Annotated in this window: 18 protein-coding genes; 6 read left to right on the top strand and 12 right to left on the bottom strand. The window is 74.3% G+C overall.

The annotated features are described in order from the left end of the window. Nucleotides 1-3 precede the first annotated feature (3 nt). Complete coding sequence (gene panD, locus FXF68_RS37965; protein WP_148767659.1) at nucleotides 4-411, bottom strand: aspartate 1-decarboxylase; 408 nt, start codon at nucleotides 409-411, stop codon at nucleotides 4-6. A 154-nt stretch (nucleotides 412-565) separates the two neighbouring features. On the opposite strand from panD, the gene entS reads away from it, so the two are divergent. Beyond that, nucleotides 566-1,795, top strand: a complete 1,230-nt coding sequence (gene entS, locus FXF68_RS37960) for an enterobactin transporter EntS (RefSeq protein WP_222870284.1) — start codon at nucleotides 566-568, stop codon at nucleotides 1,793-1,795. On the opposite strand, the gene FXF68_RS37955 is transcribed toward entS, so the two are convergent. The 4 genes from FXF68_RS37955 to FXF68_RS37940 are packed head-to-tail and all read right to left on the bottom strand — an operon-like array spanning nucleotide 1,796 to nucleotide 8,123. Next, nucleotides 1,796-5,191, bottom strand: coding sequence for a non-ribosomal peptide synthetase (locus tag FXF68_RS37955; protein ID WP_246179165.1), 3,396 nt, complete (start codon nucleotides 5,189-5,191; stop codon nucleotides 1,796-1,798). It lies immediately after the preceding gene. A 30-nt stretch (nucleotides 5,192-5,221) separates the two neighbouring features. Beyond that, nucleotides 5,222-6,031 carry an ABC transporter ATP-binding protein gene (locus FXF68_RS37950; protein WP_148767657.1) on the bottom strand — a complete coding sequence of 270 codons (810 nt, stop codon included), beginning with the start codon at nucleotides 6,029-6,031 and terminating at the stop codon, nucleotides 5,222-5,224. After that, on the bottom strand, nucleotides 6,028-7,053 hold the full coding sequence (locus FXF68_RS37945; RefSeq protein ID WP_148767656.1) for a FecCD family ABC transporter permease: 1,026 nt from the start codon (nucleotides 7,051-7,053) through the stop codon (nucleotides 6,028-6,030). The genes FXF68_RS37950 and FXF68_RS37945 overlap by 4 nt, the downstream gene beginning before the upstream one ends. Continuing rightward, nucleotides 7,050-8,123, bottom strand: coding sequence for a FecCD family ABC transporter permease (locus FXF68_RS37940; protein ID WP_148767655.1), 1,074 nt, complete (start codon nucleotides 8,121-8,123; stop codon nucleotides 7,050-7,052). Before FXF68_RS37940 ends, FXF68_RS37945 begins: the two co-directional genes overlap by 4 nt. A 155-nt stretch (nucleotides 8,124-8,278) precedes the next feature. Between FXF68_RS37940 and FXF68_RS37935 the strand changes: the two genes are divergently transcribed. From FXF68_RS37935 to FXF68_RS37920, 4 genes are all read left to right on the top strand, one after another. Next, nucleotides 8,279-8,986, top strand: a complete 708-nt coding sequence (locus tag FXF68_RS37935; RefSeq protein WP_246179164.1) for a TetR/AcrR family transcriptional regulator — start codon at nucleotides 8,279-8,281, stop codon at nucleotides 8,984-8,986. Continuing rightward, the gene (locus FXF68_RS37930) at nucleotides 8,964-9,893 is read left to right on the top strand and encodes an ABC transporter ATP-binding protein (protein ID WP_148767654.1); all 930 of its coding nucleotides are present in this window, start codon (nucleotides 8,964-8,966) and stop codon (nucleotides 9,891-9,893) included. The genes FXF68_RS37935 and FXF68_RS37930 overlap by 23 nt, the downstream gene beginning before the upstream one ends. A gap of 151 nt (nucleotides 9,894-10,044) precedes the next feature. Then, the gene (locus tag FXF68_RS37925) at nucleotides 10,045-11,670 is read left to right on the top strand and encodes an ABC transporter permease (RefSeq protein ID WP_148767653.1); all 1,626 of its coding nucleotides are present in this window, start codon (nucleotides 10,045-10,047) and stop codon (nucleotides 11,668-11,670) included. 81 nt (nucleotides 11,671-11,751) lie between these two features. Continuing rightward, entirely contained in the window at nucleotides 11,752-12,138 is a 387-nt protein-coding gene (locus tag FXF68_RS37920; RefSeq protein ID WP_148767652.1) for an STAS domain-containing protein, read from the top strand. A gap of 57 nt (nucleotides 12,139-12,195) precedes the next feature. Here FXF68_RS37920 and FXF68_RS37915 read toward each other — a convergent pair whose 3' ends face one another. From FXF68_RS37915 to FXF68_RS37885, 7 genes are all read right to left on the bottom strand, one after another. After that, on the bottom strand, nucleotides 12,196-13,164 hold the full coding sequence (locus tag FXF68_RS37915; RefSeq protein WP_148767651.1) for an aldo/keto reductase: 969 nt from the start codon (nucleotides 13,162-13,164) through the stop codon (nucleotides 12,196-12,198). 15 nt (nucleotides 13,165-13,179) lie between these two features. Continuing rightward, a complete protein-coding gene (locus FXF68_RS37910) occupies nucleotides 13,180-14,286 on the bottom strand; it encodes a zinc-binding dehydrogenase (protein WP_148767650.1) in 1,107 nt (368 codons plus the stop codon). Nucleotides 14,287-14,317: 31 nt separating this feature from the next. Further along, nucleotides 14,318-15,190 (bottom strand): ABC transporter permease subunit, encoded by an 873-nt coding sequence (locus FXF68_RS37905; RefSeq protein ID WP_148767649.1) that lies wholly within the window; start codon nucleotides 15,188-15,190, stop codon nucleotides 14,318-14,320. Between the two features lie 61 nt (nucleotides 15,191-15,251). Beyond that, complete coding sequence (locus FXF68_RS37900) at nucleotides 15,252-16,421, bottom strand: ABC transporter substrate-binding protein (RefSeq protein WP_148767648.1); 1,170 nt, start codon at nucleotides 16,419-16,421, stop codon at nucleotides 15,252-15,254. A 204-nt stretch (nucleotides 16,422-16,625) separates the two neighbouring features. Next, a complete protein-coding gene (locus FXF68_RS37895; protein ID WP_148767647.1) occupies nucleotides 16,626-18,386 on the bottom strand; it encodes a branched-chain amino acid ABC transporter ATP-binding protein/permease in 1,761 nt (586 codons plus the stop codon). Continuing rightward, nucleotides 18,383-19,135 (bottom strand): ABC transporter ATP-binding protein, encoded by a 753-nt coding sequence (locus FXF68_RS37890; protein WP_148767646.1) that lies wholly within the window; start codon nucleotides 19,133-19,135, stop codon nucleotides 18,383-18,385. The genes FXF68_RS37895 and FXF68_RS37890 overlap by 4 nt, the downstream gene beginning before the upstream one ends. Next, nucleotides 19,135-20,082: an alpha/beta hydrolase gene (locus FXF68_RS37885; RefSeq protein WP_148767645.1), complete on the bottom strand. Its 948-nt coding sequence runs from the start codon at nucleotides 20,080-20,082 to the stop codon at nucleotides 19,135-19,137. Before FXF68_RS37885 ends, FXF68_RS37890 begins: the two co-directional genes overlap by 1 nt. Before the next feature lie 149 nt (nucleotides 20,083-20,231). Between FXF68_RS37885 and FXF68_RS37880 the strand changes: the two genes are divergently transcribed. Next, complete coding sequence (locus FXF68_RS37880; protein ID WP_246179163.1) at nucleotides 20,232-21,599, top strand: amidohydrolase; 1,368 nt, start codon at nucleotides 20,232-20,234, stop codon at nucleotides 21,597-21,599. The last annotated feature ends 11 nt before the right edge of the window (nucleotides 21,600-21,610 follow it).

Below are 21,610 nucleotides of genomic sequence, written 5' to 3'. Positions count from 1 at the left end.
CGGTCACCGTCCCGCGAGCTGGGCGGGGGCGCCGGGGACCGGCGCGGCCGGGTCGGAGCCGAGCGCGACGATCCGGTTCGCCCCGTCCACGTGGACGACGCGGGGCTCGTGCCGGGCGCGCTCGGCCTCGTCCACCGAGGCGTAGGTGATGATGATGACGAGATCGCCCGGCTGGACAAGCCGGGCCGCCGCGCCGTTGATCCCGATGACGCCGCTGCCCGCCTCCCCGGTGATGGCGTAGGTGACGAGCCGGGCCCCGTTCGTGATGTCGACGACGTGGACCTGTTCGCCCTCCACGATGTCGGCGGCCTCCATCAGGTCGGCGTCGATCGTCAGGGAGCCCACATAGTGCAGGTCCGCCTGCGTGACGGTGGCACGGTGGATCTTTCCGTTCATCAGCGAGCGCTGCACCTGTGCGTCCTCTTCCTCAAGACCAACTAAGGCTAGGCTTACCTTAGCTACTCCCCCGGCTGAGGAGAACCCCGCGATGCCCCAGCGACCGCCTGAGCAACTGCCTGAGCAACTGCCTGAGCGACTGCCACGACGGCTGCTTCGGCGGCTCACGATGGACGTCACACCGCTGCGCGACAGCGGCCCCTTCCGCGACGTGTTCATAGCCCGCACCGTCTCGGTGTTCGGGATCGGCATGCTCGCGGTCGCCGTCCCCGTCCAGGTGTACGCGCTGACCGGCTCGACGGCGCACGTCGGCGCGGTGTCCGCCGCCGAGGGGTTCGCGCTCCTCGCCGGGTTCCTGTGGGGCGGCGTCCTCGCCGACCGGCGCGACCGGCGGCGGCTGATGCTGCGCGCCCGGACGGCCGCCGGGATCGGCTTCGTCCTGCTGGCGCTGAACGCGTTCCTGCCGTCCCCGTCGGTCGCGGCGGTCTACGTGCTCGCGGCGTGGGACGGCCTCGCGACCGGCGTCAGCGTCACCGCGCTGCTGGCCGCGACGCCCGCCCTCGTCGCGCCGGACAAGCTGGTCGCGGCCGGGGCGCTGAACGCGCTGACCGTCCGGCTCGGGTCGATGGCGTCGCCCGCGCTCGGCGGCGTCGTCGTGTCCGCGTTCGGCGTCGGCTGGAACTACGCGGCCGCGGCCGCCGGGACGCTCGGCACCATCGGCCTGCTGACCCGCCTTCCCGTCCTCAGGCCGGAGGCCGCCGGCGAGGAGCCCGCGCACCCGCTGCGGGCCATCGGGGACGGGTTCCGGTTCGTCGCGTCCCACCGGGTCGTCGGCTCGCTCATGCTGCTCGGCCTGCTGTTCATGGTGGCGGGCGGCATCCCGGTGCTGATGCCCGCGTTCGCGGCCCGCGCGCTGGACGGCGGCCCCACCACGGTCGGGCTGCTGTTCGCCGCCCCGGCGTGCGGGGCGGTGCTCGCGTCCCTGACGAGCGGCTGGGCCGGGACGTTCCGCGCGCCCGGCCTGGCGCTGCTCGCCGCGTCCGTCACCGGCTTCGCCCTGCTCGCCTGCCTCGGCCTCGCCCGCCACGCGGCGCTCGCCGTCGCGATCCTGTTCGCCTACGGGTTCGCGCAGTCGGTCGAGGAGATCCTGCGGTACGGGCTGATCCAGTCGCACACGCCCGACTCCCATCTCGGCCGCGTCAACGCCCTGTGGGCCGCGCAGGAGACCGGCGGCGGCGCCGTCGGGTCGCTCGGCGCGGGCGCGCTCGGCCGCTACCTCGCGCCGGGCGCGGTGATCGTCCTCTTCGGGACGGCCAGCGCCGTCCTCGCCCTCGCCCTGGCGCTGACGCTCACCGGGCTCCGCACGGCGACGCTGCGCCCGGAGCCGGAACCGGGCTGATCAGCTCAGGCGGGCGGTCAGCTCGTCCTCGGTCATGGCCTCGACCTCCAGCCAGATGGCGGCGACGGCCGCCAGGCGTCCGGGCGTCTCCTCCCGCTCGGCGAGGCGGCGGCAGACGCGCGCCACGGTCCGCTCCGCGAACAGCACCCGGACGGGCAGCGCCGTCGTGTCGAGCGCCTCTCGCAGCCGCGCGACGACGGTCGTCGCGAGGACGGAGTCGCCGCCGAGCGCGAAGAAGTCGGCGTCCGCGCCGACGCGCTCCACGTCCAGCACCTGCGCGACGATCCGGGCGAGCACCTTCTCCAGCGGCGTCTCCGGCTCGACGTAGGCGTCCGGGGCCTCGCCCGCCTCGGCGGCGGCGAGGGCGGTGAGCGCCTTGCGGTCGACCTTCCCGTTCGCGGTGAGCGGCAGCTCGGCGACCCGGACGAGCAGCTCGGGCACCATGTGCGGGGGCAGCAGCTCCCGGGCGCGGGCGAGCACGGCGTCCCGGTCGAGGCCGTCCGGGGACTCGACGGCGGCGGCGAGGCGCCCGTCCGCGAGGAGCGCGACGGCGCGCCCCACGGCGGGGTGGTCGCGCAGCGCCGCCTCGACCTCGCCCAGCTCGATCCGGAAGCCGCGCACCTTCACCTGGTGGTCGCGGCGGCCGAGGAACTCCAGGGTGCCGTCGGGACGGTAGCGGGCGAGGTCGCCCGTCCGGTACCAGCGGGTGCCCTCGTGGACGACGAACCGGTCGGCGGTGCGCTCCGGGTCCCCGGCGTAGCCGTCGGCGACGCCGGAGCCGCCGATCCACAGCTCGCCCGCCGCCCAGTCGGGACGGTCGCGGCCAAGCTCGTCCACGACCCGGCAGGCGACGCCGCGCAGCGGCGCCCCGTACGGGACGGCGTGCCAGTCGTCCGGGACGCGGGCCGCGACCTCCTGCACGGTGGAGTGGATCGCGGTCTCCGTCGTCCCGCCGAGGGCGGCGAACCGGCAGCCGGGGGCGCGCTCGGCCAGCAGCGCGGGCAGGTGGACGCCGACCCAGTCGCCGCCGAGCAGCACGAGCCGCAGGGTGTCCGCGCGCCCGGCGCGCAGCAGCATCTCCAGCACGGACGGGACGCAGTTCAGCACCGTCACCGACCGGCGGCGGACCAGCTCGGCCCAGCGCGCGGCGTCGCGGCGCTCGTCCTCGCCGGGCAGGACGACCGCGCCGCCCGCGTGCCAGGCCGCGAACAGGTCGAACACCGACAGGTCGAAGTCGAGCGCGGAGACGCCGAAGGTGACGTCGTCCGCGCCGATCGCGAACCGCTCGACCAGGTCGCCGATCGTGTTCATCGCCGCGCCGTGCGGCACCTCGACGCCCTTCGGCTCGCCCGTCGAACCGGACGTGAACAGCACGTACGCCACCTGGTCCGGACGCGCCGCCACCGGCTCGCGCAGCGGCTCGACGTGCGCGGCGACGTCCGGAGTGAGCGACGCGGCGACGCGGGCGGACGCGCGGATCCGGGCGCGGCGGGCCTCCGGCTGCTCCGGCCCGATCGGCACGTAGGCGGCCCCGGCGGCGAGGACGCCGAGCACGGCGGCGGCCTGCTCCGGCCCCTTCGGCAGCTCGACCGAGACCCGGTCGCCGGGGCGCACGCCGTCCGCGACCAGGCCGGACGCGACGCGCAGCGCCCGCTCGGCCAGCTCGCCGTAGGTGAGCGTCCCGGTGTCGCCCCAGTGCAGCGCGGGCGCGTCCGGACGGCGGCGCGCGTGCGCGAAGAACCCCTCGGTCAGCGTGCGCGGCGGCGGCGCCGGGGTCGCGTTCAGCCGGTGCCGGACGCGGAGCTGCGCTGGCGGCGCGGCGACGCCGAGCGGCGCGTCCCAGTCGGCGCCGGGCGCGCCGAGCCGGGCGATCGCGGCCGTGTAGGCGGCGAACATCGCCTCGGCGACGCCGTCCCGGAACGCGGGACGGCGCACGTCCCAGTTCAGCAGCAGCCCGCCGGACACCTCGGTGACCTGCGCGTCCAGCAGCACCTGCGGGCCCTGCGAGATGATCCAGCCGGGGTCGCCGAAGCGCTCCCGGACGGCGTCCCCGAACAGCTCGCCGAGGTTGAGCGCGCTCGTGTAGACGATCGGCGCGAGGACCTGCTCGCCGCGCAGCCGGGACAGGTCGCGCAGCACCTCCAGGCCGGAGTAGTCGCTGTGCGCGCCCGCCGTGTGCAGGTTCGCCTGGACGGCCCGCGCCCGCTCGACGAACGGGAGTTCCGCGGTGAGGTCGATCTCCAGCAGGACGGAGCCGGTGAAGTCGCCGACGACCTTGTCCACGTCCGGGTGGACGGGCTCGCGGTGGAACAGCGGCAGGTTGAGCAGGAACCGGGGCGCGGCCGACCACGCGCCGATCACCTCGGCGAACACCGCCGCGAGCGCCATGGCGGGGGTGACCCCCTCGGCGTGGGCGCGGGCGACGAGACGCCGCCGCTCGTCGGGCGCGAGCCAGTGGTGCATGCGCTCGACCCGGTCGCCGGGCTCGGGGACGACCGGCAGTTCGGGCGGTCCGGGCAGGTCGGCGAGGCGTCCGGCCCACCACTCGCGGTCCCGCGCGCGGGCCTCGGCGCGCGGGTCGTCGGCGAGGTAGCGGGCGTAGCCGTAGCGGATCGGCGCGAGCGTCCCGCCCTCGTACAGCGCGGCGAGGTCGGCGAGCATGACGCGGTAGCTCATCGCGTCGGCGGCGACCATGTCGACGTCCAGATGCAGGCGGGACTCGCCGGACGGCAGGAGGCTGAGGCGGGCGTCGAAGACGCGGCCGTCCTCGATGGGAAGCCGCTGCTCGGACATCTCCGCCCGGATCGCCGCCAGCTCGCCGTCCGCGTCGGCGGACCCGCGCAGGTCGTGGACGGTCACCGCGGGCCCGGGACGCTCCGGCAGGATCCGCTGCGTCCCGTCGTCGGACACGGCGGCGCGCAGCATCGGGTGCCGCTCCGCCAGGGCGCGCACGGCCCCCTCGAACTGGACGGGGTCGATCGCGCGGCCGTCCAGCTCGACGTAAAGGTGCGCGGCGACGGAGCCGAGCGACTGGCCGGAGTCGCGGCCGATCCAGTACGCGTGCTGCATGAGCGCGAGCGGGAACGGGTCGGCGGGCTCGATCTCCTCGCGCGGGACGGCGACCTCGTCCTGCGACCCGGCGTCCGCCGGGGCGGGGCCCCCGGCCTGGCCCTTCTCCGCGAGCAGCGCCCACCATTCGGCGAGCGTCGGGCGCTCGGCCAGCTCGGCGAACCGGACCTCGACGCCGCGGCGGCGCAGCCGTCCGGTGAGCTGCATCAGCCGGATCGAGTCCATCCCCAGGCCGATGAGGTTGTCGTCGGGCTTCGCGGGCTCGCCCAGCACCTCGGCCAGGGCGTCGTGCAGCTCGTCCCAGGTCAGCACGGTCGACACCGGCACTCCCCTCAAGTTAGGTAAGGCTAACCTAATTTAGAGGGTGTCGGCCGTCAACGTCCGCGCCCGCCGCCGGTCGGCCGGGACGACCATCGGCGTCGCCGTCTCCGGGCACGGGACGACCCGGCACGGCAGCCCGAAGACGCGCTCCACCAGGTCGGCGGTGACGATCTCCGTGGGCGGCCCGGCGGCCAGCACCTCGCCGCCGCGCATCGCGATCAGATGCGTCGCGTACCGGCAGGCGTGGTTGAGGTCGTGCAGGACGGCGACGAGCGTCCGCCCCTCCTCGTGGAGCCGCGCGCACAGGTCGAGCACCTCGATCTGGTGCGCGATGTCGAGGTAGGTGGTCGGCTCGTCCAGCAGCAGGACGCCCGTCTCCTGGGCGAGGACGAGCGCCAGCCACACCCGCTGCCGCTGGCCGCCGGACAGCTCGTCCACGACCCGGTCGGCGAGGTCGGCGACGCCGACGGCGGCGAGCGCGTCCGCGACGGCGGTCTCGTCCTCGCGCGACCACTGGCGCAGCAGGCCCTGGTGCGGGTAGCGGCCGCGCGCGACGAGGTCGGCGACCGTGATGCCCTCCGGGGTGAGCGGCGACTGCGGCAGCAGCCCGAGCCGCCGCGCGAGCCGCTTCGGCGGCAGCGCGGAGATCGGCGCGCCGTCGAGGTACACGGTCCCGGCGCGCGGGCGGAGCAGCCGGGCGAGGGCGCGCAGCAGCGTCGACTTCCCGCACGCGTTCGGGCCGACGATGACGGTGAACGACTCGTCCGGGATCTCCACGGACAGGTCCTCGGCGACGACGCGCCGCTCGTAGGCGAGCGTGAGGTCGTCGGCGTGGAGCTGTGTCATGCCGTCCCCTTCCGTCCGGTGGTCGACAGCAGCCACGCCAGGTAGGCGCCGCCGAGGACGCCGGTGACGACGCCCACCGGCATCGCGACCGGCAGGTGCAGCGAAATGAGATCTGCCGGCACGAGCAGCGCCGCGCCGGTCAGCGCGGCGGGCAGGAGCTGCGCGCCGGGACGCCGGGTCAGCCGCCGGGCGAGCTGCGGCGCGGCGAGCGCGACGAACGGGACGGGCCCGGCCGCCGCCGTCGCCGCCGCGACGAGCCCGACCCCGGCGACGGTGAGCAGCGCGCGGGTCCGCTGGACGGGCACGCCGAGCGCCCGCGCCGCGTCGTCGCCGAGCTCGCCCATGCCGAGCGGCCGGGCGAGCGCGAGCGCGGCCGGGACGAGCACCGCGAGCGCGATCGCGAGCGGGACGGCCTGGCTCCAGTCCCGCCCGTTGAGGCTGCCGGTCAGCCAGAACGCCGCCTCGTACGCCTCGCGCAGCTCGGCCCGCGTGATCAGGTAGGAGTTCAGCGCCTCCAGCATCGCCGCCGCCGCGACGCCGATCAGCACCAGCCGGACGCCCTGCACGCCGCTCCCTCGCCGGTAGGCGACGGCGTAGACGGCGAGGGCGGTGAGCACCGCGCCCGCGACCGAGCTGACCGTGATCGCGACCGCGCCGCCGCCGAACACGAGGATCTGCAGCAGCGCCCCGGTCGCCGAGCCGGTGGTGAAGCCGATGAGGTCCGGGCTGCCGAGCGGGTTCCGGGAGACGCTCTGGAAGATCGCGCCGCTCAGCCCGAGCGCGAGCCCGGCGAGCAGGCCGGTCAGGGCGCGCGGCAGCCGCAGCGTCGTGACGATGAACTCGGTGGCCCGGTCGCCCTGCCCGACGACGGCGCGGACGACGTCCGGCGGCGGGATCGGGAACTCCCCGGAGCCGACGACGAGGACGGCCGCGCCCGCCGCGACCAGCGCCAGCGTCCCGCAGACCGCCGCCGTCCGCGGCTCCCAGCGCAGCGACACCGCGCCCGCGCGCAGCACCCTCATAGGTCGCGCGTCCTTCCCCGCCGCACCATCACGGCGAACAGCGGCGCCCCGAGGAACGCGGTGACGATCCCGGTCTCCAGCTCGCCGGGGGCGACGACGCGGCCGACGATGTCCGCGCCGAGCAGCAGGACGGGCGCGAGCAGCAGCGAGTACGGCAGGACGAGGCGCTGGTCGGGCCCGGCGAGCGTCCGGACGATGAACGGCACCGCCAGCCCGAGGAACGCGATCGGCCCGGCCGCCGCCGTCGCGGACCCGCACAGCACGACGACCGCGACCGCGCCGAGCGCCCGCGTCCGGCCGGGGCGCGAGCCGAGCGCGCGGCCCGCCTCGTCCCCCATCGCGAGGGCGTTCAGCGGGCGGGCGAGCAGCAGCGCGAGGACCGTCCCGGCGAGGACGAACGGCAGGACGCGCGGGAGGATCGACATCTCGCGCCCGCCGAGGCTGCCCACCTGCCAGAACCGGAAGCCGTTGAAGCTGCGCGGGCTGAGCAGCATCAGCCCGGCGGTCAGCGCGCTGAACACGGCGTTGACCGCGGCTCCGGCGAGGACCAGCCGGGCGGGCGAGGCGCCGCCGCGTCCGCGCGCGCCGATCGCGTAGACGAGCGCGGCCGCGCCCGCCGCGCCGAGGAACGCGGCCCAGACGTAGACGAGCGCGTCGTCGGCGCGGACCGTCCCGATGACGACGACCACGGCGAGCGCCGCGCCGCCGTTCACGCCGAGCAGGCCGGGCTCGGCGAGCGGGTTGCGGGTGAGCGCCTGCATGACCCCGCCCGCGAGGCCGAGCGCCGCCCCGACGGCGACGCCGAGCAGCGTGCGCGGCAGCCGCAGCTCGTGGACGATCAGCTCGTCCCGGGAGCCGGGGTCCGGGGAGAGCACGCCGGGCAGGACCCGTCCGAATGCGACGTGCTCCGCGCCGATCGCGAGGCTCGCGACCACGGTGAGCAGGAGCAGGACGGTGAGGAGCGCGATCCAGCCGAGCCGCGCCCGCCGCCCGGACCTGAGGGCCCCGGCGCCGCGCGCGCCGTCCGCCCCGGCGGGGGGCTTCGGACGTCGGCTCGCGAGGGGAAGCACGCGCTAAGGCTAGCCTAAGCTAACTCGCCCAGTGAAGGGCGATCCGTGCCAGATCCCCTCAATCCACACTCGCTCCCCGCTCGCACCCAGCGACAATATGAGCGTATGGTATACATGCATATTGGAAATTGAGCGCTTGCATTGGGGGACGGGACATGGCGACGGCCGACCGGGACGAGCGACCGCCACCGGAGGACCTGACCGCCCGCGCCCGCATCCGCGAGGCGGCGCTGCTCCAGCTCGCCGAGCACGGCGTGAAGGGCGCGACGTTCCGCGGCATCGCGGAGGCGGCCGGGGTGTCGGTCGGGCTCGTCCAGCACCACTTCGGCTCCAAGGAGGAGCTGCGCGCGGCGTGCGACGCCTACGCGCTCGACACGGTCCGGCAGCTCAGCGCCGCGTCGGCCGCCGGGGGCATCTCCGACCCCGGCTTCCTCGCCGCGACGATGCGCGCCGACCTGCCGGTACGCCGCTACCTCGCGCGCGCGCTGGTCGACGGCTCGGACGCGGCGGCCCGGCTGTTCGACGACCTGGTCGAGACGACGGAGCGCTACTTCGACGCCCCCCCGCCCGGGATCAACCGGCCCACCACCCGCGACCCGCTGGCCTACGCGGCGGCGACGGTCGCGATGACCATCGGCGTCGAGGTGCTGCACGAGCACCTGACGCGGGTGCTCGGCGCCGACACGTTCACTCCGGAGGGCTCGCTGCGGCTGCGGCGCGCCGTCTTCGAGGTGTTCGACGACCGGCTGCTCAGCCGGGAGCTCGTCGAGCGCGTCCGCGCCGCGATGGACGACTTCGAGGCGAACGCCACCGAGCCGAGAGACATCAAGGGAGACGACGATGACCGACCCGGTCCAGGCTGACCCGGTCCGAGCTGACCCGGTCCGAGCGGAGGGCCTGGTCAAGACGTTCGGGCGCACGCGCGCCCTCGACGGGCTCGACCTGCGGGTCGCCCCCGGCGAGGTGCACGGGTTCCTCGGCCCGAACGGCGCCGGGAAGTCGACCACGATCAGGATCCTGCTCGGCCTGATGCGCGCCGGCTCCGGGACCGCCCGGCTCCTCGGCGGCGACCCGTGGCGGGACGCGACCGCGCTGCACCGCAGGCTCGCCTACGTGCCCGGCGACGTCACGCTGTGGCCGAACCTGTCCGGCGGGGAGGTGATCGACCTGCTCGGGCGGCTGCGCGGCGGCCTCGACCAGGCCCGCCGCGCGGAGCTGCTCGACCGGTTCGAGCTCGACCCGCGCAAGAAGGGCCGCGCCTACTCCAAGGGCAACCGGCAGAAGGTCGCGCTCGTCGCGGCGTTCGCGTCGGACGCGGAGCTGCTCGTCCTGGACGAGCCGACGTCCGGGCTCGACCCGCTCATGGAGGAGGTCTTCCAGGAGTGCGTCCGCGAGGAGCGGCGGCGCGGCCGGACGGTTCTGCTGTCCAGCCACATCCTGTCCGAGGTCGAGGCGCTCTGCGACCGCGTCACCATCATCCGCAAGGGCCGGACGGTCGAGACCGGCACGCTGGACGAGCTGCGGCACCTGACCCGCACGTCCATCAAGGCGGAGCTGGCCGCCCCGCCGGACGGCCTGCCCCTCCCCGGCGCGCACGACGTCCGGATCGAGGGCAACACGATCCGGTTCGAGGTCGAGACGTCCGAGCTGGACGCCGCCCTGAAGCAGCTCACGACGGCGGGCGTGCGAAGCCTGACCAGCCGCCCGCCCACCCTGGAGGAACTGTTCCTCCGCCACTACGAGGACGACTTGGTTCAGGAGGCGTCATGACCGCAGCGGAGCGAGGATCATGGCGCCTCCACTGCGGGGGCCTGGGGGGTTGCCCCCCAGAAAGGCAGAACGTCATGACCGCAGCGGAGCGAGGATCATGGCGCCGACCCTCCGGGGGCCTGGGGGTCGCCCCCCAGAAAGGCAGGGCGTCATGACCACGGCGGCCCTGCGGGCCGCCCGGCGGGAGGGCGGGCTCACCGGGACCGGACGGCTGCTCAAGCTGTGGCTGCGCCGCGACCGCGTCATGGTGCCGTGCTGGATCTACGGGCTGACCGCGCTCGTGGCGAGCACCGTCTACAGCTTCAAGAACGAGTACGACACGCCGGAGGCGCTCGCGAACTTCGCGCGCGGGATCAACGGGAACCCGTCGACGCGGGCGATGTACGGGCCCGTGCTGGACTCCGGGACGGTCGGCGGGCTGAGCGCCTGGCGGGTCGGCGCGGTCGGCGCGGCGTTCACGGCCGTGATGTGCGTGCTGCTCGTCGTCCGGCACACCCGGGCGGAGGAGGAGTCCGGGCGGCTTGAGCTGGTCGGCGCCGCCGCCGTCGGGCGCCGCGCCCCGCTGACCGCCGCGCTGCTCACCGCCGGGACGGCCGCCGCCGTCCTCGCGGCGGTCGTCGCCGCCGTCATGATCCTGTTCGGGATGCCCGTGGCGGGCTCGGTCGCGCTCGGCCTGTCGTGGTTCGGCGCGGGCGCCGTGTTCGCCGGGGTCGCGGCCGTCACCGCGCAGCTCGCCGAGACGTCCCGGCTGGCGAACGGGCTGGCGTTCGGCGCGCTCGGCACGGCGTACCTGGTCAGGGGCGTCGCGGACGCCGGGTCCGCGCACTGGGTCTCGTGGCTGTCGCCGATCGGGTGGGCGCAGCGGGTGCGTCCCTGCGCGGGCGAGCAGTGGGCCGTCCTGCTGCTGCCGCTCGCCGCGGCCGCCGCGCTCGTCGCCGTCGCCTACGCGCTGACGGAGCGGCGCGACCTCGGCGCGGGCGTCCTCGCCCCGTCGCTCGGCCCGGCGACGGCCGCGCCGTCGCTGCGGAGCCCGCTCGCGCTGGCGTGGCGGCTGCAGCGCGGCGCGCTGGTCGGCTGGGCGGCCGCGTTCGGCATCTACGGGTTCGCCATCGGCGGCGTCGCGGACGGCGTCGGCGACCTGGTCAACGGCAGCGAGGCCGTGCTGGACGACATCCGCAAGCTCGGCGGGAGCGGGGACCTCGCGGACGCGTTCCTCGCCACCGCGATGAGCCTCATGGCCCTCTTCACCGCCGCGTACGCGGTGCAGGCCGTCATGCGGATGCGGGCGGAGGAGAGCGCCGGACGCCTCGAACCGCTCCTCGCCACCGCCGTCGGCCGGGCCCGGTGGGCGCTCGCGAACCTCGCGGTCACCGCGGCGGGGACGGCCGTGCTGCTCCTGCTGACGGGGTCCACCGCCGGGCTCGTCCACGGCGCGCGGACCGGCGACGTGGACGGGCGGCTCGTCCGCCAGCTCGGCGCAGCGCTGGCCCAGCTCCCGTCCGTGTGGGTGATCGCCGCCGTGGCGTTCCTGCTGTTCGCCGCGCTGCCCCGGGCGACGTCCGCCGGGTGGGGCGTGCTGGCGGCCTGCCTGTTCCTCGGGCAGGTGGGTCCGCTGCTGGACCTGCCCCGGGCCGTCCTCGACGTCTCGCCGTTCACCCACACGCCGAAGCTGCCCGGCGGCGGCTTCTCCGCGACGCCGCTGATCGTCCTGACGGCGGTCGCGGCGGCCGTGACGGCGGCCGGGCTGCTCGCCCTGCGCCGCCGCGACGTCGCCTGACCCGCCCCGTGCCGGGAGACGGCCGCATGACCTGGCCGTTCGCGGGTACCGAGATGCCCGCGACGACGGAAGGTGACCGGCATGTCTCTCGGCGCGGACGGGCCGCGGCCCGTCGACCAGCTGCGGGTCCGCACCATGACCCGCGGCCCCTGCCTGCTCGTCGAGGCGGAGGGCGAGCTGACGATCCTCACGGCCGACCGGCTCCGCGAGCACGTCCTCGCGGACATGCGGGAGCTGGACGGCCCCCCGCGGGTCGTCCTCGACATCGGCGACGTGGGGTTCTGCGACTCCTCGGGGCTGAACGCCATGATCGTCCTGTGGAAGGCGGCGCGCAGGGCGGGCGGGGAGCTGGTCCTCGCCCGGCCGCGGCAGCGGCTCCGGACGATCATCGAGCGCAGCGGCCTGGACCGCCACCTCATCTCGCACCCGACGCAGGAGGAGGCGCTCGCGGCCCTGACGGGGTCCTGACCGCGGCGCCTCCCCTTCGATCGGCGAGCGTTCAGGCGAGGGTTCAGCGGACGGCCGTCACGGGCCTTCCGGGTCGACGATGTCGCGGTCGACCCAGAACGGGTCCATCAGCGTCCTGAGCTCGGACGCGCCGACGCGCTCCAGGACGTCCAGCGCCGCGATGTTGTCCGTCAGCTGCTGCATGCTCGTCGAGCCGAACAGCACCGTGCTCGTGGACGGGTGCGTCAGCGTGAACGCGATGCAGAGCTGCGCGGCCGTCGCGTCGAGGTTCGCCGCGAGCTCGGCGATCCCGCGCGCCGCCTCGTGGATCTTCGGCCGGATGTCGCCGGGGTCGCGGCCGACCTGCCGGGACTCCCCCGACTTGCCGGCGAGGATGCCGCCTTCGAGGACGTCCGACGCCTGCAGCGACACGCCCTCGGCGAAGACGGCCGCGAACGGCTCGCCGTCCGGGATGGAGCGGCGGCACGGGCTGTACTTCAGCTGGGCGAGCTGCGGGCCCGGCGACCCGGCGGCGAGGGCGTGCTCGCGGATCGTCCGGACGGCGGTGGCCGACCAGTTGTTCACGCCCCAGCAGCCGAGCAGGCCCTCCCTCTCCAGCGCGGCGAGGTCCTCGGCGAGCGCCTTCAGGTCGAGGTCGTCGCTGCGGATGTCGCCGAGGACGGCCACGTCGGCGTGGTCGGCGCCCACCCGGAACAGGGCGTTCGCGAGCTGGTCGCGCAGCGAGTGCTCGGGGTACCCCTCCAGCCACAGCTTGGTGGACAGGAGGTAGTCGTCCCGCGCGATCCCGGCGGCCCGGACGATCGCGGAGAACAGCACGTCGGTGAACACCGGCGGGTGGACGCCGGGGATCCCGTAGACGGCGACGTCGAACATGTTGAGCCCGGAGTCGACGGCGTGCCGGATCATCTTCACGGCGTCGCCGAAGTCCATCCGGTCGTAGGTGTGCCAGGAGCCGAGCGACAGGACGGACGCCTCGGGCCCGGCGGAGCCGAGACGGCGGTGGGGGATCTTCCGATCTGCAGACACGGTGCGAGCTGTTCCTTACCGGTTGGGGTGGATGACGGCCTTGACCTGCTCAAGCCGCGACATGGAGCCGAGCGCCCCGGACGCCGCGCCGAGGCCGTCCGGGGCGCCGAACAGGTCGTCCCAGGCGAAGCGGTCCTGGAACGTCCGCAGGAACTCGACGGCGCGGTGGAGGTCGCCGACGTCGCCGTTGAGGGAGCCGCGCACGTTCAGCTCCTTGCCCATGATCGCGCCGAGCGCGAGCTGCTCCGGCTGCGGCCCGGTGCTGCCCACGATGACGAACGACGCGCCGAACGCGGCCATGCCGATCGCCTCGCCGCCGACGCCCGGCGCGCCCGCGACGTCGAGGACGAGGTCGGCCCCGCGTCCCTGCGTAGCGTCCATGACGGCGGCGACCCGGGAGTCGGCGTCGCCGTCCAGCCCGATGGTCACGTCCGCGCCGTACCGGCGGGCCAGCTCAAGCCTGTCGTCCGGGGCGCCGATGGTGATCACCGTGCCGGCGCCCGAGACGCTCGCCACGGCCGTCGCGACGAGCCCGAGCGCACCCGCGCCCTGCACCGCGACCGCCGACCCCGGCCGGACTCCCCCGGCCCGGTCGAAGGCGTGCAGGACGGTCTTGACCGCGCACCCGGCGGACGCCGCCCAGGTGTCCTTCACGTCGTCCGGCAGGACGAGCTTCAGCGCGCCCGGCGTCACGTAGTTGTACTCGGCGAGCCCGCCCGTGGCGTAGGGGAACCGGTCGGCGCGCAGCAGGAAGCCGTAGCCCCGCTCGGCGCACGCGACCGGGTTGCGCAGCACGGTGCACCCGTAGCAGTGCCCGCACACCGACTCCGACCAGCCGATGCGGTCGCCCACCTTGACCTCGCGGCCGAGCGCGTCGCGCGTCCCCGGGCCGACGGCCTGGACGGTGCCCATCGTCTCGTGCCCGAGGACGATCGGCAGCATCTCCGGGAACGACATCGCGCCGGACCAGAGGTGGACGTCCGTCGCGCAGAGCGTCGCGCAGTCGACCCTGACGAGCGCCGCGCCCGGCTCGCACTCGGGAGGCAGCGGAAGCTCCTCCAGGCTGAGCTCGGCGCCGTGCTCGCGGAGCACCGCGGCCCTGGTAGCGGTCGGGTGACCCATCTTGCCTCGTTTCTCTCTCTTCTCCGCACGCCTACCGGCTGTGCGCGGTGTCCCAGACCTCGCGGCGGCTCCGCCACCACAGCAGGACGAGGATCACCAGGAAGGGCACGACGCCCTGGTACTTCTGGATCGAGTCCATGGAGGACGACACGCCCTCCAGGCAGCCCAGGATCAGCCCGCCGAGCAGCGTCAGCGGCAGGCTGCGGAACGCGCCGACCATCGCGACCGCCAGCGCGGTGCTGATCAGGCCGGACAGCGTCCCGAAGTCGCCGCCGAGGCGCGGCGCGACCAGCACGATCACCAGCATCGTGATGGCGCCGACGCCGGCCCAGACGCCGACCGCGAGCCGCGGCGCGGGGATGCCGACGACCTCGGCGGTGCCCGGCCGCTCCGACAGCGCCTGCAGCTTCAGCCCGAGCCGGGTGCGGGTCAGCAGCAGCCCGACGGCGACGGTGATGAGCAGCGCGAACCCGATCGCCACCGGCACCGACTGCGGGACGACGACGCTGCCCACCGTGAAGACGGGGTCGCCGAACGGGTTCGGGAAGCGGTGCGCGCCGGTCGAGTTGCCGCCGAACAGCCGCAACCCGATCGCGGTCAGCGCCACGTACAGCGCGACGGTCACGGCCGCCTTCGTCCGTTCCCGGTGCCCGGCGAACCAGCGGACGAGCGCCGCGCCGAACAGGCCGGACAGCAGCGCGGCCGCAGCGGCGCCGATCAGCAGCGCGAGCCAGACGTTCACTCCCCTGTCGGTGAGCGACACCATCACGAACGCGCCCATCGCGCCGACCGCCGTCATCGCGAAGTTGACCACGGCGACGAGCCGGTAGGTCAGCACCACGCACAGGCCGAGCAGCGCGTACGCGCCGCCGCTGGACAGCCCGGCGATCACAGAGTTCACCATCGGGTACCTCCGGGTGGGGCCGGGTGCGCGGGACGGGTCCCGCGCACCCGGCGACAGGCCGCTACTTCGTGGGGGCCGGGACGGTGAAGCCGCCGGGCAGCACCTTCCAGCCGCCCTTGTCGGCCTTCACGAACTGGCTGCCCTTGATCGGGTTGTGGTCGTTGCCGGGCCCGAACACGTACGGGGTGCCCGCCATCGGGTAGCTGATCGGCTTCATCTCCTTGAAGGCCTTGGTGACCGACTCGCGGGTGATGTCGCCCTTGATGGTCTTGAGGACCTGCACGAAGATGTCCGCCGACATGACCGCGCCCTGGCTGAACGCCGTCTTCTGGATGCCGTTCTTCTCGACGAGCTTCGCCCACCGGTCGTTGCCCGGCAGGGTCGGGTCGGTGTAGGGCTGCCACTCGGTGGCGGCGTAGGCGTTCATGTCCGCCGGGATCACCTTGGCGTTGGCGTCGGTGTAGCTGTTCGCCGCGACGATGAAGTCGACCTTCTGCATGCCCTGCGTCTTGGCCTGCTGGAACCACGGCCCGACGGTCGCGTTGTAGAGGACGGCCTCGCAGCCCGCGTTCTTGTCGGCGACGAGGTAGCGGGTCGGGTCGCCCTGGCCGACGGCGAGGTTCTTGTGCGCCAGGGTCTTGCCGGTCAGGTCCGTCCAGTCCTTGATGGCCTTCTCGATGCCGCCGCCGCTGCCGGGCAGGATGGTGTAGTCGATACAGACCTTGCTGCGCTTGAGCGTCTCCGAGGCGTAGTAGAGCATCGCCGTCGTGAGCGTGAACGGACCCGGGTTCACGGGCGCGATGTTCGGGCTCGTGAAGCAGGTCGGGTCGACGCCGACCGCCGGGACGGAGACGATCTTCTCCTTGGTGTAGGTGGCGCGGTTCAGCCCGCAGTCCACCGCGCTGGAGGAGCCCGCGAACGCGACCACGTTCTCGGACTTGATCAGCTCGCGGGCGGCCTGGCTGGCGCGGGCCGGGTCCATCGCGTCGTCCTTGCTGATCAGCTCCAGCTTGCGGCCGTTGATCCCGCCCGCCGCGTTGACCTCCTCGAAGACCGCCTTGACGGCCTTCGGGACCTCGGGGGTCTGGAACAGCCCGGTGATGCCGTTGATCGCGCCGACCTTGATCGGCCCGTCCGAGCCGCCGGACGACTGACAGCCGGCGCCGGTGAAGGAGATGACGAGCGCGGCCGCGGCCGCCAGTGAGTATGAGCGCGCGTGTGTGCGTTTCATCGCAGAGGCCCTTGCTTCACGAAGAGATGGGGTTGGGGGTATGGAACAGGACTTGTTACGACGGGGCGTGGTACCACGTGTTTTCTTACGACATTTGTTACGGCGACACCGGGACCGCCGGGACGGGTCACGACGCCCTGCCTTTCTGGGGGGCGCCCCCCAGACCCCCGAAGGGGCGGCGCCGTGATCCTCGCTTCGCTGCGGTCACGACGCCGGGACGTCCGCGGCGCCGAGGTAGGCGGCCCGGACGGCGGGGTCCTCCAGGACCTCGCCGGTGGGCCCGGACGCGATGACATGGCCGAAGTCCAGGACGGTGACCTCCTCGCACGTCGCCTGGACGAGCTCCATGTCGTGCTCGACGAGCAGGATCGACACCCCGAACGTCGCGGGCACGGCCCGCAGCCGCGCGCCGAGCGCGATCGACTCGGCGGCGGACTGGCCGGCGGCGGGCTCGTCGAGCAGCGCCACCTTCGGCCGCGCCGCGATGGCCGCGGCGACGTCGAGCTGGCGGCGGGTGCCGGCGTCCACGATGGACACCGGGACCTCGCCGGGCGGGCAGGCGAAGAACTCCAGCAGCTCGTCCGCCTCGGACTTGGCGAGCTTGCGGCCCGCGCCGATCGTCAGGTACTCGTAGAGGCTGAGCTCGGGCGCGATGGCGGTGGTCTGGAACGTCCGGCGCAGGCCGAGCGTCGCCCGCTTGTTCGGGACGACCCGGTCGAGCGAGCGCCCGTCCAGCGTGACCGCGCCCTGGTAGCCGACGAAGCCGCTGACGGCCGCGATGAAGGTCGACTTCCCGGCGCCGTTCGGGCCGATGAGCCCGACGACCCCGCCCTCCGGGACGGTCAGGTCCACGGCGTCGAGCGCGACGACCTCGCCGAACTTGACGGTCAGGCCCTCGACGGAGAGCACCGGTCTCCGGTCCGCCGCGGCTCGTGGCGCGGGAACCTCCGGCGGGTCGGCGTGCGCCTCCGCGGCGGCGCTCTCCGCGGCCGCCTCGGCGGCGTCGCCGGCCTCCTTCAGGATCTTGCGGGCGTCGCGCTCGCGCTTGCGCATCCGGGTGAGGTCGGTCTGGCTGAGCCCGCTGCGCAGCGCGAGCAGGGCGCCCGCGCCGAACAGCACGCCGCCGAAGTCCTGCGGCAGCGAGATCTTCTCCATGATCGTCCCCATGATCGCGCCGAACACGCCGCCGAGGACGGCGCCCTCCGGGTGGTGCGGGCCGATCATGATGGCGACGGCGAACAGCGCGAGGGACTGGCCCATCGCGAAGTTCTGCGGCACCACCAGGCTGAGCTGGCCGACCAGCAGCCCGCCGCCGATCCCGGCGACGAACGCGCTGATCGCGAACGCGGCGAGCTTGCTGCGCGCGACGGAGATGCCGTGCGCGGCGGCGGACCGCTCGGAGTGCCGCAGCTCGTACCAGGACAGCCCGAGCCGCGTCTTGCCGACGGCGCCGAGCGCGACGGCGAGGATCGTGAACACGATGACGCAGAGGATGAAGTACCCGCTGTCGGTGTCGAACGGCGCGGGCCGGTCGAGCATCTTCAGGTCCTTGGCGCCCGGGAACGGGTTGCTGTTCAGCACGATGTCGGTGGACACCGCGAAGCCGAACGTCACCACGGCGAGGTTCACGCCGCGGATCCGCAGCGCGGGCAGCCCGATCGCGACGCCGACCGGCACCGCGGCGAGCCCGCCGAGCAGCAGCCACACGAAGAAGCCGCCGGGGGCGTCCGCCACGTTCAGCCGCAGCATGACCCACGCGCCGATCGCCGCGAACGACATCTGGCAGAGCGACATGACGCCGGCCCGGCCGACGATCACGCCGAAGCTCTGCATGATCACCGCGCTGATCGCCGCGCTGATCGCCAGGTAGATCCAGTACGGGGGCAGGACCACCGGCAGCACGGCGCACGCGAGCACCGCGGCGCCGAGCCCCACGCCGAGCCCCCGCTTGTCCAGCACGTTCATTCGAGCTCGCTCTCTGCCGCACCGGCGTCGGTCTTGGCGGCGCTGAGGGGCGGACCGCCGAAGTAGAGCCGGTGCAGGCGCTGTTCGTCGCCGCGGAGTTCCTCGCACGGGCCGGAGAAGACGACGCGGCCCTTGCGCAGCACGTGGGCGTGGGTGCCGATGTCCAGGGCCAGGTTCGCGAACTGCTCGATCAGCACGACCGCGATGCCCATCCCGGCCAGCTCGCCGACGGTGCCCATCAGCCGCCGCACCACGAGGGGCGCGAGGCCGAGCGACATCTCGTCGATCAGGACGACCTTCGGCGCGGAGACGAGCGCCCGGCCGAGCACGAGCATCTGCTGCTCGCCGCCCGACAGGTGCCCGGCGTCCAGGCTCCGCCGCTTCTCCAGCTCCGGGAAGAGCCGGTAGACGGTGCCGAGGTCGCCGTCCCCGGACTGGGACACGAGGAGGTTCTGCTCCACGGTCAGCGTCCGGAAGGTGGTGCGGGCCTGCTCGACGTAGCCGAGCCCGGCCCTCGCCCGCTTGTAGGGGGCGAGCTTCTCGATGGGCGTGCCGTCCAGCCGGATCGTGCCGGACCGGAGCGGGGCGAGGCCGGCGATGCCGTCCATGAGCGTCGTCTTCCCGGCGCCGTTCGCGCCGAGGACGACGGTGACCGCGCCCGGGGCGGCGTCGAGGGTGACGTCGTGGATGATCTGGACCTCGGCCCGGTCGACGCCGACGCCCGCGAGGGCCAGTGCGGGGGCGGTCATCAGGCGCCGTCCGTCCCGAAGGCGGCGCGGAGCGCGGCGGCGACCCGCCGCTGCGCCGCGCGCCCCGCCGACAGCTCGGTCGCGAGCGGCCCGAAGAAGGCGTGGATCATGCCGTCGTACCGGACGAGCTCGGTCGGGACCCCCGCCTCCTCCAGCCGCGCCGCGTACTCCTCGCCCTCGTCCCGCAGCACGTCGTACTCGGCCTCCAGGACCAGCGCCGGGCACAGCCCGGCGAGGTTCTTCGACCGCAGCGGCAGCAGGTACGGGTCGTCGAGGTCGCGCGAATCGGTCGGATAAGTCGTAAAGAACCAGTCCATACTGGACTTGGAGAGGAAGTATCCTTCCGAATACTCCTCGTAGGAGGCCCGCCCGTCGTCGGGGTGGCCGAGCACGGGCGAGATGAGCACCTGCAGGGCCAGCCGCGGACCGCCGAGGTCGCGGGCCTTGAGCGCGGTGACGGCGGCGAGGTTGCCGCCCGCGCTCTCCCCGCCCACGGCGATCCGGGTTGGGTCGGCGCCGATCTCCGCGCCGTGCGCAGAGATCCAGGCGACGGCGGCGTAGGCGTCCTCGGCCGCGGCCGGGAACGGGTTCTCGGGCGCGAGCCGGTAGTCGACGGAGACCACCACGGTCTCCGCCGCGGCGCAGACGGCGCGGCACGAGTACTCGTTCTCGTCGAGGCCGCCGATCGTCCAGCCGCCGCCGTGGTACCAGACGAACGCGGGGAACGGCCCCTCCCCGGCGGGCGTGTAGACGCGGACGGGGAGGTCGCCCGCGGGGCCCGGGATCACGGTGTCGGCGACGGAGCCGACGGCGGGCAGGTCGTCGGGCATCCGCCACATCTGCTTGAAGCCCTCGCGCATCGCGACGGGGTCGGGCGGGGCCGACCCGTTCGGGTCCTCGGCAGGAGTGCGGTCGACGATCCGCTGCGCCTCGGGATCCAGGGGCATCGTTTACCTCCGAAGGCCCGGCGTGTCCGCTCCCCAGTGGAGCGGACACTCAAAATCGTATCTGATTCCGTGTACGTTAATTGCATCCCATCGACGCTGTCCAGATGTTGGAGCACGATATGCCGGATGTTTCCGCTGCTGATCTTGTCTTGACCGGTGGACGGGTCCACACGGTCGACGCACAGGACCGCATCGCCGAGGCCGTCGCCGTGAGCGCCGGACGGATCGCGCGGGTGGGCGCCGCGGAGACGGTCGCGCCCCTCATCGGACCGCGCACGCGCGTGGTCCATCTCCACGGGCGGTCGGTCCTGCCGGGGATCAACGACTCTCATCTGCATGGAGTGTGGCTCGGTTCGATGTGGCCGGCCCTGTTGATGGATCAACTGGCCGGTTCCGGCGGGCATACGCACGAGCCCCCGCCGGACGGCGCGCCGGGCGGCCCGGCCCGGCTGGAGACCGAGGCGGACCGCCGCCGCGCCATCCTGCGCACCGCCGACCTGCTCGCCTCGTTCGGGATCACCAGCTACACCGAGCCCGGCCTCGGCCCCGGCGAGGACGCGGGCGCGACCGGCTGCTTCGGCTCCGCCGCCCTGCACGACTACGCCGAGCTGGCGGCGGAGGGCAGGCTGAAGGCGCGGGTGACCGCGCTGACGCTGTTCGGGGAGCTGGACGGGCGCAGCTCCGCCGCCGAGCTGCTGGCCGGCCTGCGCGACTTCAAGCCGCCCGCCGACGTGCCGGGACGGTTCCGGGTCGCGGGCGTGAAGATCTTCGCCGACGGCATCCCGCCCATGCGCACCGCCTGGACGGACCGTTCCTATTCCGACGGCACGCACGGCGCGCTGCTGGTCGACGGGAACTCCGACGCCGAGCGCGAGGCCGCGCTGCGCACGATGATCGACGCGGCGCACGACGCGGGCCACCAGATCGGCGTGCACGCGACCGGCGACCGGACCACCCGGGTCGTGGCGGACGCGCTCGCCACCGCGCTCGCCAGGGACGGCCGCGACGCGCGGCACTACCTCATCCACGGCGACCTGCTCGCGCCGCGGACGCTGACCGTCCTCGCCGCCGCCCGGATCGGGCTGAACACCCAGGCCGGGATCCCGGTGGCGACCGAGCCGATGATCGTGGACGCGCTCGGCGCCGACGCGCTGCGGGACGCCTGGCCCACCCGGGACGCGCTCGACGCGGGCGTCCGGCTGTCGCTCAGCTCGGACGCCCCGGTGCTCACCCCCGACTGGCGGGCCGGGCTGGCGGCCGCGGTGACGCGCCGCGGCCTGGACGGCTCCGTCCGCGGCGAGGCGCAGCGGCTCGCGGTCGCGGAGGCGCTGCGCGCCTACACCGTCACCCCCGCCTGGCAGGACGGCATGGAGGACGTGAAGGGCTCGGTCGAGGCCGGCAAGGTCGCCGACCTCTGCGTCCTCGACGGCGACGTCTTCGCCGTCGAGCCGCAGGATCTTCCGTCGGTGCCGGTGCGGATGACGATCCTCGGCGGCGAGGTCGTCTACGAGGGGTGAGCGGGGCGGGC

This window comes from Actinomadura decatromicini, assembly GCF_008121305.1.
Taxonomy (GTDB): Bacteria; Actinomycetota; Actinomycetes; order Streptosporangiales; family Streptosporangiaceae; genus Spirillospora; species Spirillospora syzygii.
The sequence above is the reverse complement of the archived record's forward strand: the minus strand, read 5'-3'. Positions and strand labels throughout refer to the sequence as shown.